This is a genomic window from Rhodoplanes elegans (genome assembly GCF_016653355.1).
Taxonomy (GTDB): Bacteria; Pseudomonadota; Alphaproteobacteria; order Rhizobiales; family Xanthobacteraceae; genus Rhodoplanes; species Rhodoplanes elegans.
In genome coordinates, this window is the sequence record NZ_NHSK01000198.1 from 1 (window position 1) to 12,625 (window position 12,625).

A 12,625-nucleotide genomic window follows, 5' to 3' on the forward strand; every position below is an offset into this window, starting at 1 on the left:
CGCCGGCATCGCCGGACGGGCCGCCTTCGGCGCCTCGGGGGCGCGCGGCGCCTCCTCGGCCGTGCGGCCGAGGCCGACGGCGGCGAGCCGCTGCAACAGGGTCAGGCGACGCTTCTCCGGGTGCTCCTCGCCCATCGGGTCGGCGCCGCGCTGGGCGCGCAGCTCGTTCTGGGCCGGCAACGGCAGCTCGTCGATCCGCGGCATGCGGGCCGGGCGGCCGGCCGGCCGCTCCGGCTGCGGCGGGATGAACACCTTGGGCGGCGCCTCGTGCGCCTCCACGGGCGCCTCCTGGGCCACGGCGTCGGGATAGAAGGTCGGCTTCGGCTGCTGGATCGGCCGGATGGTGACGTCCTCGATCTCGCGCGGGATCAGCGCGTCGGCGACCGCCGCGGTGGCGACGGCGTCGATCGCCGCATGGCCGGCCGGCTCGGCCGGGATCAGCGGCTGGACGGCGGCCGGGGCGGCCTGCTCGAGGCGCTCGGCGATCCGCTTGTTGTCGGCGCGCAGCCGATTGGCGAGCTCGGCGATGCGCGACTCGTGCGCGGCGGCCGCCTGGCTGTCCGGGGTGCGCGACGTGAAGGCCTCGACGGCCGGCACCGGCGCATGGATCTGGTTGGCGCCGATCATCGCCGGATCGACCCCGGTCGCCACCACGGAGACGCGGATGACGCCCTCGAGGGTCTCGTCGAAGGTGGCGCCGACGATGATGTTGGCGTCGGCGTCGACCTCCTCGCGGATGCGGGTCGCGGCCTCGTCGACCTCGTAGAGGGTGAGGTCCTTGCCGCCCGTGATCGAGATCAGGAGCCCGCGGGCGCCCTTCATCGACACGTCGTCGATCAGCGGGTTGGCGATGGCGGCCTCGGCGGCGCGCAGCGCGCGCTTCTCGCCGGTCGCCTCGCCGGTGCCCATCATCGCCTTGCCCATCTCGCGCATCACCGCGCGGACGTCGGCGAAGTCGAGATTGATCAGGCCTTCCTTGACCATCAGGTCGGTGATGCAGCCGACGCCCGAGTAGAGCACCTGGTCGGCCATCGCGAAGGCGTCCGCGAAGGTCGTCTTCTCGTTGGCGATCCGGAACAGGTTCTGGTTCGGGATGATGATGAGGGTGTCGACCACCTTCTGCAGCTCGGAGATGCCGCTGTCGGCGAGCCGCATGCGGCGCTGGCCCTCGAAGTGGAACGGCTTGGTGACGACGCCGACCGTCAGGATGCCGAGCTCGCGGGCCGCGCGGGCGACCACGGGCGAGGCGCCCGTGCCGGTGCCGCCGCCCATGCCGGCGGTGACGAACACCATGTGGGCGCCGGTGAGGTGATCACGAATCTCGTCGATCACCTCCTCGGCGGCGGCGCGGCCGACATCCGGCTGCGAGCCGGCGCCGAGACCCTCGGTCGCCTGCACGCCCATCTGGATGATGCGCTCGGCCTCGGACATGGTCAGCGCCTGAGCATCGGTGTTGGCGACGACGAAGTCGACGCCCTGCAGCCCGGCCCGGATCATGTTGTTGACGGCGTTGCCGCCGGCACCGCCCACACCGAACACGGTGATCCGCGGCTTTAGTTCCCGAATGTCCGGGATCTTCAGATTGATGCTCATGGCTGCCTCTTCGATGCGGGGGCGTGCGCGACGCCCACGGGGTCCGTCGGTCCGCCACCGACGGGGTTCGGGAATCCATTGCCGGTCGTCAGAAGCTCTCGCGCAGCCATCGTCCGACCCGTGTGAAATATCCGCTGGCGCCCGCCGACGTGCGATGCGTCCGACGCGGATCGAAATGCTCCAGATGCGCCACCTGGGGATAGACCAGGAGGCCCGCGGCGACCGCGAAGGCCGCCCCCTTGGCGCCGTCCGGCAGACCGGCGACACCGAGCGGCCGGCCAATCCGGACCGGACGCCCGAGAATTCGCGCGGCGAGCTCGGTAAACCCGGTCAGCTCGCTCGCCCCGCCGGTGACGATGACGCGCCCGCGCGGCTCGGCGGCGAACGGCGACGCCGCCAGGCGATCGCGGACCATCTCCAGAATCTCCTCGACACGCGGCTTGATGATGCGTGTCAGGGTCGCCCGGGAGACGAACTGGGGCGGCTCGCGGTCGTCGCCCGGAACCGCCGGGACGGCGATCATGTCGCGATCGTCCATCGCGCCACCCAGCACATTGCCATAGAGCGTCTTGATTCGCTCGGCGTCCGGCACGGCAGCCGAGAGTCCGCGCGCCAGATCCATCGTGACGTGATGACCGCCGAGCGCGAAGCCGTCGGCATGCACGAAACGCCCGCCGGTGAAGACCGCGAGCGTCGTCGTGCCCGCCCCCATGTCGACCACGGCGGCGCCGAGTTCCGCCTCGTCGTCGGCCAATGCGGCCAGGGCTGCGACATAAGGACTCGCCACCATGGCCTCGACCGAGAGATGACACCGCTCGATCGCCAGCATCAGGTTGCGGGCCGCCGCCGCCTCGGCGGTGAGGACGTGCATGTCGACGCCGAAGCGCTGGCCCAGCATGCCGCGCGGATCGCGGATGCCGCGCTCGTGGTCGATCGTGTAGCCGATCGGCACCGAGTGGAGGACGACGCGGCCGGGCCGCACCGAGGAGCGGCTGCCGGCGGCGAGCACGCGGGCGATGTCGCCCTCGCGCACCGTGCCGGGCACGTCGACCGAGGCGGCGAACAGTTCGCTCGACGGCCGGCCGGCCGACAGCGACACGATCACGGCCTCGACCTGGCAGCGGCCGGCGCGCTCGGCGAGATCGACGGCGTGGCGGATCGCCACCTCGGCCTCGGCGAGATCGACGACGCCGCCGGCCTTGAGGCCGCGCGACTCGGCGTGGCTGAAGCCGATCACGTCGATCGCGTGGGTGCGGCGGCGCAGCACCTCCTGGGGCGGCTGCGGCGTCAGCCGCGCGATCAGGCAGGCGATCTTCGAGGTGCCGACGTCGAGCGCGGCGACGACCGCGCTGCGCCGCGGCGCCAGCGGCTTCATCTTGGGGGCGAGACCGAACTGGAGGTCGCTCATGCGGCGCCTCCCTTCGGCTTCGGCTTCTTGGTCTTCTGGGCCTCGTCGCGCGCCTGGAAGGCGCCGTCGGAGAGCCGCACGGTCACGCGGTCGGGCAGTCTGAGGTCGATCATCACGATGTCGCGGGACAACAGCTTCTTGTCCTGCTCGAGTGCGGCGAGCTGGTCGAGGGCGCGCGGCACCTCGGTCTCCGGCAGGCGCACGTCGATGCCGTTCTTCAGTTTCAGGTTCCAGCGCCGCTCGGCGACCAGCACGGCGGCGGCGACCTGGTCGCGCAGGCCCGGATGGCGGTCGAGCGTGGCCAGGAAGGCGCGGGCGCGGGTGTCGGCCCCGGTGCCGACCACGAAGGGCAGCGCCATCACGCCGCGCGACACATAGGCCTCGAGCACGGTGCCGTCGTCGGCGATGACGTGGACCTGGCCGTCCTTCTGCCACAGGGCGAACGCCTTGCGCTCAACGATGTCGATGGCGACGCGGTCCGGATAGAGCTTCTGCACGGTCGCCTCGGCGACCCATGGATTGGCCCGCAGGCGGGCGCGCGCGTCCGCCGCGTCGAGGAACAGAAGCGAGCTGCGCCCGGTGATGCCGGCGATCGCCAGCACCTCGTCGCGCGACAAATGCTTGTGGCCGGTGAGCGCGACGCCGGTGATGCGGAAGCCGACCGCGTTCGCCGCCATGTCGCGGACGTCGGCGAGCGCCCCGAGGACGACCGGCGCGTGGTCGCCGCGCACGATCCCGAAGCCGATGCTGGACAGGATGATGGCGGCCGTCGCGGCGGCCCCGCCCCAGCGCGGCCAGCGCTCGGCGAGGGCGACGATCTGGTCGATGCGGCGCTCGATCGCGGCGAGCGGGCCGAAGCTGGCGAAGCGCCCTTCCGGCCGCCGGGCCGGGGGCCGGCGGCGGCGCGCCGCCTTGTTCATGGAGTACTTGTCGTTCGGCTTGCCGCCGGCTTTGCGGCCGAACAGGAAGCCGAACCTGGCGCCGAACGTCGAGCCGGCCTTGCCACCGGACTTGGCGCCGGCGCGCGGACGCGGCGAACCGCCGGGCGTTCGCCCGGTCAGCGGTTCAAAGACGCGTCCCCCACCATCCATTCGACCAACTCTTCGAACGCGATGCCCGCATGCGCGGCCATCTCGGGCACCAGCGAGGTCTCGGTCATGCCGGGCTGGGTGTTCACCTCCAGGCAGAACAGCCCGTCGGTGCCCTCCAGGCGGTCGTCGAACCGGAAGTCGGCCCGGCTGACGCCCCGGCAGCCGAGTGCAAGGTGCGCTCGGAGAGCCAGTGTTCGGACGTGTTGGTAAACATTCGGTTTAATTCCGGCCGGCAAGACGTGCCGCGAGCCCCCCGGCGCGTACTTGGCCGTGTAGTCGTAGAAGGTGACATTCGGAACGATTTCAATGACATCGAGGGCCCGGTCGCCGATCACGGCGCACGTTAACTCTTTCCCAACGATGTAGCGTTCGCACAACACCTGCTCGCCGTAGGACCAGTCCGTCCGGGTCAGCTCCTGGGGTGGGTGCTCGTGCTGCTCGGTGACGATGAAGACGCCGACGCTCGACCCCTCGCAGATCGGCTTGATCACGTAGGGGCGCGGCAGCGCGTGCTCCCTGGCCGCCTGGAGCCGGTCCACCGTCACGCCTTCCGGCACCGGGACACCGGCAGCGGCGAGCACCACCTTGGCCGTGTCCTTCTGCATGGCGAGCGCCGAGGCGAGCACGCCGGAGTGGCTGTAGGGGATCTGCAGCACCTCCAGGATGCCCTGGATGGTCCCGTCCTCGCCGGGCCGTCCGTGCAAGAGGTTGAGGGCGACGTCCGGCGCCACCGCGGTCAGCACCGCCGCGATGTCACGGCCGACGTCGATCCGGGTGACCTTGTAGCCGCGGGACTCGAGCGCGGCGGCGCAGGCGGCTCCCGAGCGCAGGCTCACCTCGCGCTCCGACGACCAGCCTCCCATCAGGACGGCGACGTGCTTGCTCATCACGACTTCCCCCTTGCGCCCGGCGCCGCACCCGACTCGCGGCGGCCCGTTAACCGGACGGTATGGCGCCCCGGTGCACTCCGGTCCAGCGGGCTCGCACCCTGGTCGCGGAGGGGACGGTGATCAACGGCTGGCTGATGCTTCCGGCGTGGGCGCTGTTCGGCACCCTGGTCGCCTTCTACGCGGCGACCGCCGCCGTGATCGCCTGGCTCGCCATGGGCTCACCGGTCAGCGGCTGGATCAAGAGCTTCACGGGCGTCGTGGCGCCTTTCATCGCCGCCGTCAGCGTGCTGTTCTCGCTGCTGACCGGGTTCCTGGCCGGCGACATCGCCGACCGCAACCGGCAGGCGTGGCGCGCCGTCAACGGCGAGGCGAGCGCGATCGTGATGCTCAACACGCTGAGCCTCGCCGCCGTCACCGACATGAGCGCCATCCGGGCGCAGCTCAAGACCTACGCCGACAGCGTGCTGAAGGACGAATGGCCCGTGATGGCGGAGGGCCGCCGCTCGCCGGCCACCGGAGCGGCGCTGCGCGAGCTGTTGCGCCACGCGGCCGATCCGGCGATCGCCCGCGACGCCGGCCAGACCGCGGCGACCGCCCTCCTCAATGCCGTGATCCGCATCCGCGACGCGCGCGCCGAACGCCTGGCGCTCGCCTCCGACCAGACCAACGACATCAAGTGGCTGACCGTGCTGGCGCTCGGCATCGTCACCCAGATCGCCGTCGCGCTCGTCCATCTCGACAAGCCGCGCGCCAAGATCGCCGCCATGGCGGTGTTCACGCTCGGCGCCATCATCGCGCTCGGTCTCGTCGCCCTGCAGGAGTACCCGTTCAGCGGCCACATGCGGGTCTCCCCGCTGCCGATCGAGCGGGCCGCCGAGCTAATGTCGCAGACGGGGTGAGCGCATCTTCGCCCTCATCCTGAGGTGCTCGCCGAAGGCGAGCCTCGAAGGATGTGGGCCCGATCTCCGCGTGCCCCGGACAAGGCGCGTCAGGCCGCAGGCCTGATGCGCCGCCGAGCCGGGGCCCAGGAGCGGCACGGGAGACGCTTCGAGAAGTGACTCCTGGGTCCCGGCTCGCGGCGCGTCGCGCCGCGTCCGGGACACGGCGCCGTCACCCCGGCAGGCCGATCCGCTTGATCTCCCATTCCAGCTCGACGCCTGACGTCTCCTTCACGCGGCGCCGCACCGTCTCGCCCAGCGTCTCGACGTCGGCCGCCGTCGCGTTGCCGCGGTTGATCAGAAAGTTGCAGTGCAGCTCGGAGACCTGGGCGTCGCCGACGACGAGGCCGCGGCAGCCGGCGGCGTCGACGAGCTGCCAGGCTTTTTGGCCCGGCGGGTTCTTGAAGGTCGAGCCGCCGGTGCGGCTCTTGATCGGCTGCGTCGCCTCGCGCGATTCGGTGATTTTTTCCATTGCGGCCGCGATCTCGGCCGGGTCGCCGGGCGTGCCCTGGAACAGGGCGCTCGTAAAAATCACGTCGTCGGCGACGCCGCAGTGCCGATAGGTGAAGTGCATCTCGGCATTGCCGAGGACATGGATGCGGCCCTGCCGGTCGACGCCGCGCGCCTCGACGAGAACGTCCTTGGTCTCGCCCCCGTAGGCGCCACCGTTCATGCGCAGCGCGCCGCCGACCGAGCCCGGGATGCCGCGGAAGAAGGCGAGCCCGGCGATGCCGGCGTCCTGCGCGGCGCGGGCCACCTTCACGTCCGGCACGCCGGTGCCGGCACGGATGCGGTGCCCCTCCTCCACCGTGACCTCGGAGAAGCCGCGGCCGAGCCTGATCACGACGCCCGGCACGCCGCCGTCGCGCACGATCAGGTTGGAGCCGAGCCCGAGCATCGTCACCGGCATGTCGGCGGGCAGCCGTGCGAGCAGATAAGCGAGATCCGCCTCGTCAGCCGGCACCACCATCACCTGCGCCGGCCCGCCGACCCGGAACCAGGTGAGCGGCGCCAACGGCTCGTTCGAAGTGATGCGCCCGCGGAAGTCGGGCAGTTTGTCACGAAGGGCGGGGAGGAGATCGGGGAAGGACATGAGTCACGCCACGAATTCGAACGTCGTCATGGCCGGGCCTGTCCCGGCCATCCACGATATCAGCCGACGCCTGGACCAAGACCGTGGATGGCCGGGACGAGCCCGGCCATGACGAGTCAGTGCATCCGGGCTAGGATAGCGCCGATCGAGAGCATCGGCGTGTTCGTCATGCACGGCGGCTGGGTTTACATTTTCACGAACCGACCGAACGGCACGCTGTATGTCGGCGTGACGAGCGATCTCGTCCGCCGTGTCGCCGAGCATCGCGACGGGGTCGTCCCAGGCTTTACCAAGCGATACGGGATCAAGCGGCTTGTCTATTTCGAAGCCTATGACGCGATCCGCGACGCCATCCAGCGCGAGCACAACATGAAGCACTGGCCGCGGACCTGGAAAGTGAGGCTGATCCTCGCGACGAATCACGAATGGAAGGATCTGTTCGAGACGCTGTTCTGAGATCGCAGCCAAGGCAATCCCCTCAGACTCGTCATCGCCGGGCCTGTCAAAGCCATCCGCGACCACACACGTCGTCATGGCCGGGCTTGTCCCGGCCATCCACGCATGCAGCCGACGCCCGGACCAAGAACGTGGATGGCCGGGACGAGCCCGGCCATGACCGAGAACATCAGAAACGCCGACCTGTCGCCGATGCCGCTTCGTGGATGGCCGGGACGAGCTCGGCCATGACGAGGCTTTCGGAGCGAGGCCGGCAACGCCACGCATCAGGACAACACCCCGTCCAGCCACCGCGCCAGAAACGCGCGGCCGGTCTCGGCCGTCGCCTTGCCGACGCTCGTGGCCTGAGAGCGGAGGGTGCGCGGGTCGATGCCGGCCTTGCCGAGCTCGACCGTGTGGCCGACCAGCCAGGTCTCGATTCTTTCGGGATCGACCTCGACATGGAACTGGAGCCCGAGAATCGACGGGCCGACGGAGAAGGCCTGGTTCGGGCACGGCGCCGTCGCGGCGAGCCGCGTCGCGCCGGCCGGGAGATCGAGATTGTCGCCGTGCCAGTGCAGCACCGGCACGCTCGAAAAATCGCCGAGACCGGCGGCGCGGCCCTCCTCCGTCACGTCGAGCGGCGCGTAGCCGATCTCCTTCTGCGGTCCGGGCGCGACCGTGGCGCCGAGCGCCTTGGCCATGAACTGGGCGCCGAGGCAGATGCCGAGCGTCGGCTTCCGCGCGGCGAGGCGCGCCGCGATCGCGGCGGTCTCGCCGATCACGAATGGATAGGCCTCCTCCTCGTAGACACCGATCGGGCCGCCAAGGATCACGACCAGATCGGCCGCGACGAGCGATCCGGCGTCGAGCGGCACCAGCGGCGCCTCGACGTAGCTCACGTCGTAGCCGCGCTCGGCCAGCAGCGGCCCCAAGAGTCCGAGATCCTCGAAGGCGACGTGACGGACGGCGATGCAGGTCGGCATTGTCGTGATCCCCAGATCGAATTTCGCTGAACGCGCCCCACTCTCCGCTCATGCCCGCGAAGGCGGGCATCCAGGATTGCTGTGCCGTGTCGCCCCTGGGTCCCCGCCTTCGCGGGGACGAGCGGACATCGGGGTCGCACCCTCGATCGAAACGGCTCTACGCCGCCGGCCCGAGCGCGGCGAGATCGTTCGGCAGCGCGTGCGCCCACTGGGTGATCGAGCCGGCACCGAGGCAGACGACGTAGTCGCCCGGCTGGGCGAGCTGGCGCACCACGCCGGCGAGCGCCTGCGGGCCTTCCAGGGGCACGGCGTTCCGGTGCCCGCGGGCCAAAACGCCGGCGACCAGCGAGTCACGATCGATGCCGGGGATCGGCGCCTCGCCGGCCGGATAGACGGGCGCGACGACGACCGTGTCGGCGTCGTTGAAGCAGGTGCAGAACTGCTCGAACAGCGACTGCAGGCGGGTGTAGCGATGCGGCTGCATCACGGCGATCACCCGGCCCTTGGCGGTCTCGCGCGCCGCCTTCAGCACGGCCGCGATCTCGACCGGATGGTGGCCGTAGTCGTCGATCACGGTGACGCCGTTCCAGGCGCCGGTGCGGGTGAAGCGGCGGCCGACGCCGGAGAAGCCGGCCAACGCCTTGCGGATCTTGTCGTCCGACACGCCGAGCTCGCGGGCGACCGCGATCGCCGCCGTGGCGTTGAGCGCGTTGTGGCGGCCCGGCATCGGCAGCTCGAGCCCGCTGATCTCGTGCGCCGCGGCTTCGCCGCGGTCACGGAAGACCACGGAAAAGCGCGACTTGCCGTCGGTGTGGTCCTGATAGACGAGGCGCACGTCGGCCTGCGGGTTCTCGCCATAGGTGACGACGCGGCGGTCCTCGATGCGGCCCACCATGGTCTGCACCACCGGATGGTCGATGCACATCACGGCGAAGCCGTAGAACGGCACGTTCTCGGCGAAGGTCTGGAAGGCCTCCTGCACGGCCTCGTAGGTCTTGAAGTGATCGAGATGCTCGGCGTCGATGTTGGTGACGATGGCGACGTCGGTCGGCAGCTTGAGGAAGGTGCCGTCGGACTCGTCGGCCTCGACCACCATCCAGTCGCCGGCGCCGAGCCGCGCATTGGTGCCGTAGGCGTTGATGATGCCGCCGTTGATCACGGTCGGGTCGAAGCCGGCGGCGTCGAGCAGCGAGGCGACCAGCGAGGTCGTCGTCGTCTTGCCGTGGGTGCCGCCGACCGCGACGCAGCTCTTCAGCCGCATCAGCTCGGCCAGCATCTCGGCGCGCCGCACCACCGGCAGGCGCTTGGCCCGCGCCGCGACCAGCTCCGGATTGTCGCGCCGGATCGCCGAGGAGACGACCAGCACATGGGCGCCGTCGACGTTCTCGGCGGCGTGGCCGATGGCGACCTTGATGCCCTTGCCGCGCAGCCGCTTGACGTTGGCGTTCTCGGCGACGTCGGAGCCCTGCACCGTGTAGCCGAGATTGGCCAGCACCTCGGCGATGCCGCTCATGCCGATGCCGCCGATCCCGACGAAATGCACCGGCCCGATGTCGTGCGGCAGCTTCATGTCGAATCCTCTCCGTCCGCGGCGCACGTCCCGGCAGAGCGCCGCTCGCCCCTCTCCGCGCGCGCGGAATTAAGGGGCCGACGCCGTGCCGGCCTGACGGTGGCCCGCAATCGCGGCGTCGGTTTAGCGAATTCGGGAGCGTAACACTACGGCTTCGCGCGCCCGGCGACCCGCAACACCAGCTCGGCCAGCCGGTCGGCGGCGTCGAGCACGCCGATGCTGCGCGCTCCGGCCGCCATTTTCGGCAGCAACCCGGGCTCGGTGGCGAGCCGGGCGATCTCGGCGGCGAGGCGCTCCGGCGAGAACGCCGCCTGCTTGATTCGCACGGCGCCGCCGGCCTTCTCCAGCATGCCGGCGTTCGCCATCTGGTCCTGGTCGAGAGCGTGCGGCAGCGGCACCAGGATCGACGGCCGGCCGATGGCGGCGAGCTCGGCCACCGTCGAGGCACCGGCCCTCCCGATCACCAGGCTCGCGTCGGCGATGCGGGCCGGCATGTCGCGGAAGAACGGCTTCACCTCGGCCGGGATGCCGGCGCGCTTGTAGGCCTCCTCCACCGTGTAGAGGTCCTCGTCGCGGGCCTGCTGCACCACCTGGAGGCGCGAGCGCACGACGACGGGCAGGAGCTCGAGCGCCGGCGGCACGATGTCCGACATGATGCGGGCGCCCTGGCTGCCGCCGAACACGACGAGCCGGAACGGCTCGTCCGGTCCCGGATAGGGCCGCGCCGCGGCCGCCACCACGGCCGGGCGGATCGGGTTGCCGGTGTGGACGCTCTTCGCGGCGAGCCGCGGGTCGTGCCCGAAGATCGCCGGGAAGCCGGTGGCGATCGCGGTGACGCGCGACGCCAGGAGCCGGTTGGCGCGGCCGGCGACGCCGTTCTGCTCGTGGATGAGGGTCGGGATGCCGCGCAGCGTCGCGGCGAGCATGGGCGGCAGCGTCGGGTAGCCGCCGAAGCCGACCACGGCGGCCGGCCGGATTTTTCCGTAGAGCTGGTAGGCCCGGAAGATGCCCTTGCCCAGCACGGTCAGGGTCTTGAACAGCGCCTTGGGGTCGCGCCCCTTCAGGGTCGCGCTCGGCACGATGTGGGTGGCGCGGGCCGGGAAGCTGCCGCCGTAGCGGAACGCGCGCTCGTCGGTGGCGAGGTCGACGATGCAGCCGCGCGCCTTGAGGGCGACGGCGAGCGCCTCGGCCGGAAACAGGTGGCCGCCGGTGCCACCGGCGGCCACGACGATCAGCGGCTCGCCCTCGACCCGGGTGAGCGGCGTCGTCTCGGGGGCGGGCGATGCGGGATCGCTCATGCGGGACGCTCCACCAGGGCGCCGCCGGCCGAGGCGACGAGCATCTCGGCGCGCGGCTGCTCGCGCGACAGGGCGAGCAGCATGCCGATGCCGTAGGCGAGCGAGATCATCGACGAGCCGCCATAGGAGATGAAGGGCAGCGTCATCCCCTTGGCCGGGATGAGGGCGAGGTTGACGGCCATGTTGATGGCCGCCTGGGTGCCGAACAGGAGCGCTAGCCCGGTGACGGCGAAGCGGGCGAACGGGTCCTCGCTGCGCTGCGCCCGGCGCAGCGCGCGCAGCACGATGAAGGCGAACAGGGCGACCACGGCGAGGCAGACGACGATGCCGAACTCCTCGGCCGCGACCGCGAAGACGAAGTCGGCATGGCTGTCCGGCAGGATGCGCTTCACGGTCCCCTCGCCCGGCCCGCGGCCGAACCACCCGCCCTTGACGAACGACTCGACGGCGGCGTCGACCTGGAAGGTATCGCCCGAGGCGGGATCGAGGAAGCGCTTGATGCGCCGCGCCACGTGCGGGATCGTCGAATAGGCGACGAAGCCGCCGATGGCGCCGAGCCCGGCGAGCGCGATCACCCACACGAAGCGCATCCCGGTCATGAAGAACAAGGCGCAGAACACCAGCGTGACCAACAGGGTCTGACCGAAATCCGGCTGCAGCACCAGGACGGCGACGACCGCGGCCAGGAGCGCGATGGCGAGCGAGTTGGCCGGCACGTCGCTCTTGCGCGACGATTCGGCGAACAGCCACGACACCAGGATCACGAAGGCCGGCTTGACGAACTCGGACGGCTGGATGTTCACCCCGGCGAGGACGATCCAGCGCCGCGCCCCCTTCACCTCGGCGCCGAAATGCAGGGTCGCGGCGGTCAGCGCCAGGCTGACCACGAACACCACCAGGGCGACCCGGCGGATCGCCCGCGGCGACAGGAACGACACCCCGAGCAGCACCGCGATGGCCGGCGCCAGATACATGATGTGGCGGTTGACGAAGTAGAAGGCGTCGAGGCCGAGCCGGTTGGCGACCGGCGGGCTCGCGGCGAGCGAGAAGATGATGCCGGCCAGCATCAGGGCGCCGAGCGCGAACAGGAGCAACCGGTCGACGGTCCACCACCAGTCGGCGAACCAGGTGCGTTCGGCGCGCGAAACCATGGCGGCGATCCTTTCGGGGGGTGCTCCGGCCGACTATGGTTTGCCGATCGTTAAGGAAAAATTTCGAATTGCGCGGCGCACGCCCCGATAGCGGCGCCACGGCACTCGCCTATAGTCCCCCCGGGGCCCGTTCGACCTCCGTCGGGCGCGGCACCGAACGCAAAAGACAACC

General features: G+C 70.8%; 11 protein-coding genes. 2 read left to right on the top strand and 9 right to left on the bottom strand.

Features of this window, described 5'->3' with window-relative positions; genetic code table 11:
• From ftsZ to CCR97_RS23420, 4 genes are all read right to left on the bottom strand, one after another.
• Positions 1-1,593 (bottom strand): cell division protein FtsZ (gene ftsZ, locus CCR97_RS23405; protein WP_201159916.1); only part of this gene is annotated, 1,593 nt, incomplete at its 3' end.
• An 88-nt stretch (positions 1,594-1,681) separates the two neighbouring features.
• Positions 1,682-3,001, bottom strand: coding sequence for a cell division protein FtsA (gene ftsA, locus CCR97_RS23410; protein WP_111360013.1), 1,320 nt, complete (start codon positions 2,999-3,001; stop codon positions 1,682-1,684).
• The gene (locus CCR97_RS23415) at positions 2,998-4,092 is read right to left on the bottom strand and encodes a cell division protein FtsQ/DivIB (RefSeq protein ID WP_201159917.1); all 1,095 of its coding nucleotides are present in this window, start codon (positions 4,090-4,092) and stop codon (positions 2,998-3,000) included. Before CCR97_RS23415 ends, ftsA begins: the two co-directional genes overlap by 4 nt.
• Entirely contained in the window at positions 4,059-4,979 is a 921-nt protein-coding gene (locus CCR97_RS23420) for a D-alanine--D-alanine ligase (RefSeq protein ID WP_111360491.1), read from the bottom strand. The genes CCR97_RS23415 and CCR97_RS23420 overlap by 34 nt, the downstream gene beginning before the upstream one ends.
• Before the next feature lie 119 nt (positions 4,980-5,098).
• On the opposite strand from CCR97_RS23420, the gene CCR97_RS23425 reads away from it, so the two are divergent.
• On the top strand, positions 5,099-5,881 hold the full coding sequence (locus tag CCR97_RS23425) for a bestrophin-like domain (protein ID WP_111360492.1): 783 nt from the start codon (positions 5,099-5,101) through the stop codon (positions 5,879-5,881).
• Positions 5,882-6,092: 211 nt separating this feature from the next.
• On the opposite strand, the gene murB is transcribed toward CCR97_RS23425, so the two are convergent.
• Entirely contained in the window at positions 6,093-7,013 is a 921-nt protein-coding gene (gene murB, locus CCR97_RS23430; RefSeq protein WP_111360739.1) for a UDP-N-acetylmuramate dehydrogenase, read from the bottom strand.
• A gap of 168 nt (positions 7,014-7,181) precedes the next feature.
• Here murB and CCR97_RS23435 point away from each other — a divergent pair, with 168 nt between their 5' ends.
• A complete protein-coding gene (locus CCR97_RS23435; RefSeq protein WP_111359870.1) occupies positions 7,182-7,469 on the top strand; it encodes a GIY-YIG nuclease family protein in 288 nt (95 codons plus the stop codon).
• 266 nt (positions 7,470-7,735) lie between these two features.
• On the opposite strand, the gene CCR97_RS23440 is transcribed toward CCR97_RS23435, so the two are convergent.
• The 4 genes from CCR97_RS23440 to ftsW form a co-directional block, all read right to left on the bottom strand.
• The gene (locus CCR97_RS23440) at positions 7,736-8,434 is read right to left on the bottom strand and encodes a glutamine amidotransferase (protein WP_111359867.1); all 699 of its coding nucleotides are present in this window, start codon (positions 8,432-8,434) and stop codon (positions 7,736-7,738) included.
• A gap of 157 nt (positions 8,435-8,591) precedes the next feature.
• A complete protein-coding gene (gene murC, locus CCR97_RS23445; RefSeq protein WP_111359868.1) occupies positions 8,592-10,004 on the bottom strand; it encodes a UDP-N-acetylmuramate--L-alanine ligase in 1,413 nt (470 codons plus the stop codon).
• 146 nt (positions 10,005-10,150) lie between these two features.
• Positions 10,151-11,302 (bottom strand): undecaprenyldiphospho-muramoylpentapeptide beta-N-acetylglucosaminyltransferase, encoded by a 1,152-nt coding sequence (gene murG, locus CCR97_RS23450; protein WP_201159918.1) that lies wholly within the window; start codon positions 11,300-11,302, stop codon positions 10,151-10,153.
• Positions 11,299-12,453 carry a putative lipid II flippase FtsW gene (ftsW, locus tag CCR97_RS23455; RefSeq protein WP_111359323.1) on the bottom strand — a complete coding sequence of 385 codons (1,155 nt, stop codon included), beginning with the start codon at positions 12,451-12,453 and terminating at the stop codon, positions 11,299-11,301. The genes murG and ftsW overlap by 4 nt, the downstream gene beginning before the upstream one ends.
• Between the last annotated feature and the right edge of the window lie 172 nt (positions 12,454-12,625).

Excerpts from the sequence above, each read along its gene's own strand:
- murB (WP_111360739.1), bottom strand. The coding sequence starts at position 7,013 with ATGTCCTTCCCCGATCTCCTCCCCGCCCTTCGTGACAAACTGCCCGAC.
- CCR97_RS23435 (WP_111359870.1), top strand. The coding sequence starts at position 7,182 with ATGCACGGCGGCTGGGTTTACATTTTCACGAACCGACCGAACGGCACG.
- ftsW (WP_111359323.1), bottom strand. The coding sequence starts at position 12,453 with ATGGTTTCGCGCGCCGAACGCACCTGGTTCGCCGACTGGTGGTGGACC.
- CCR97_RS23420 (WP_111360491.1), bottom strand. The coding sequence starts at position 4,979 with ATGAGCAAGCACGTCGCCGTCCTGATGGGAGGCTGGTCGTCGGAGCGC.
- CCR97_RS23415 (WP_201159917.1), bottom strand. The coding sequence starts at position 4,092 with ATGGATGGTGGGGGACGCGTCTTTGAACCGCTGACCGGGCGAACGCCC.
- ftsA (WP_111360013.1), bottom strand. The coding sequence starts at position 3,001 with ATGAGCGACCTCCAGTTCGGTCTCGCCCCCAAGATGAAGCCGCTGGCG.
- murC (WP_111359868.1), bottom strand. The coding sequence starts at position 10,004 with ATGAAGCTGCCGCACGACATCGGGCCGGTGCATTTCGTCGGGATCGGC.
- murG (WP_201159918.1), bottom strand. The coding sequence starts at position 11,302 with ATGAGCGATCCCGCATCGCCCGCCCCCGAGACGACGCCGCTCACCCGG.
- CCR97_RS23440 (WP_111359867.1), bottom strand. The coding sequence starts at position 8,434 with ATGCCGACCTGCATCGCCGTCCGTCACGTCGCCTTCGAGGATCTCGGA.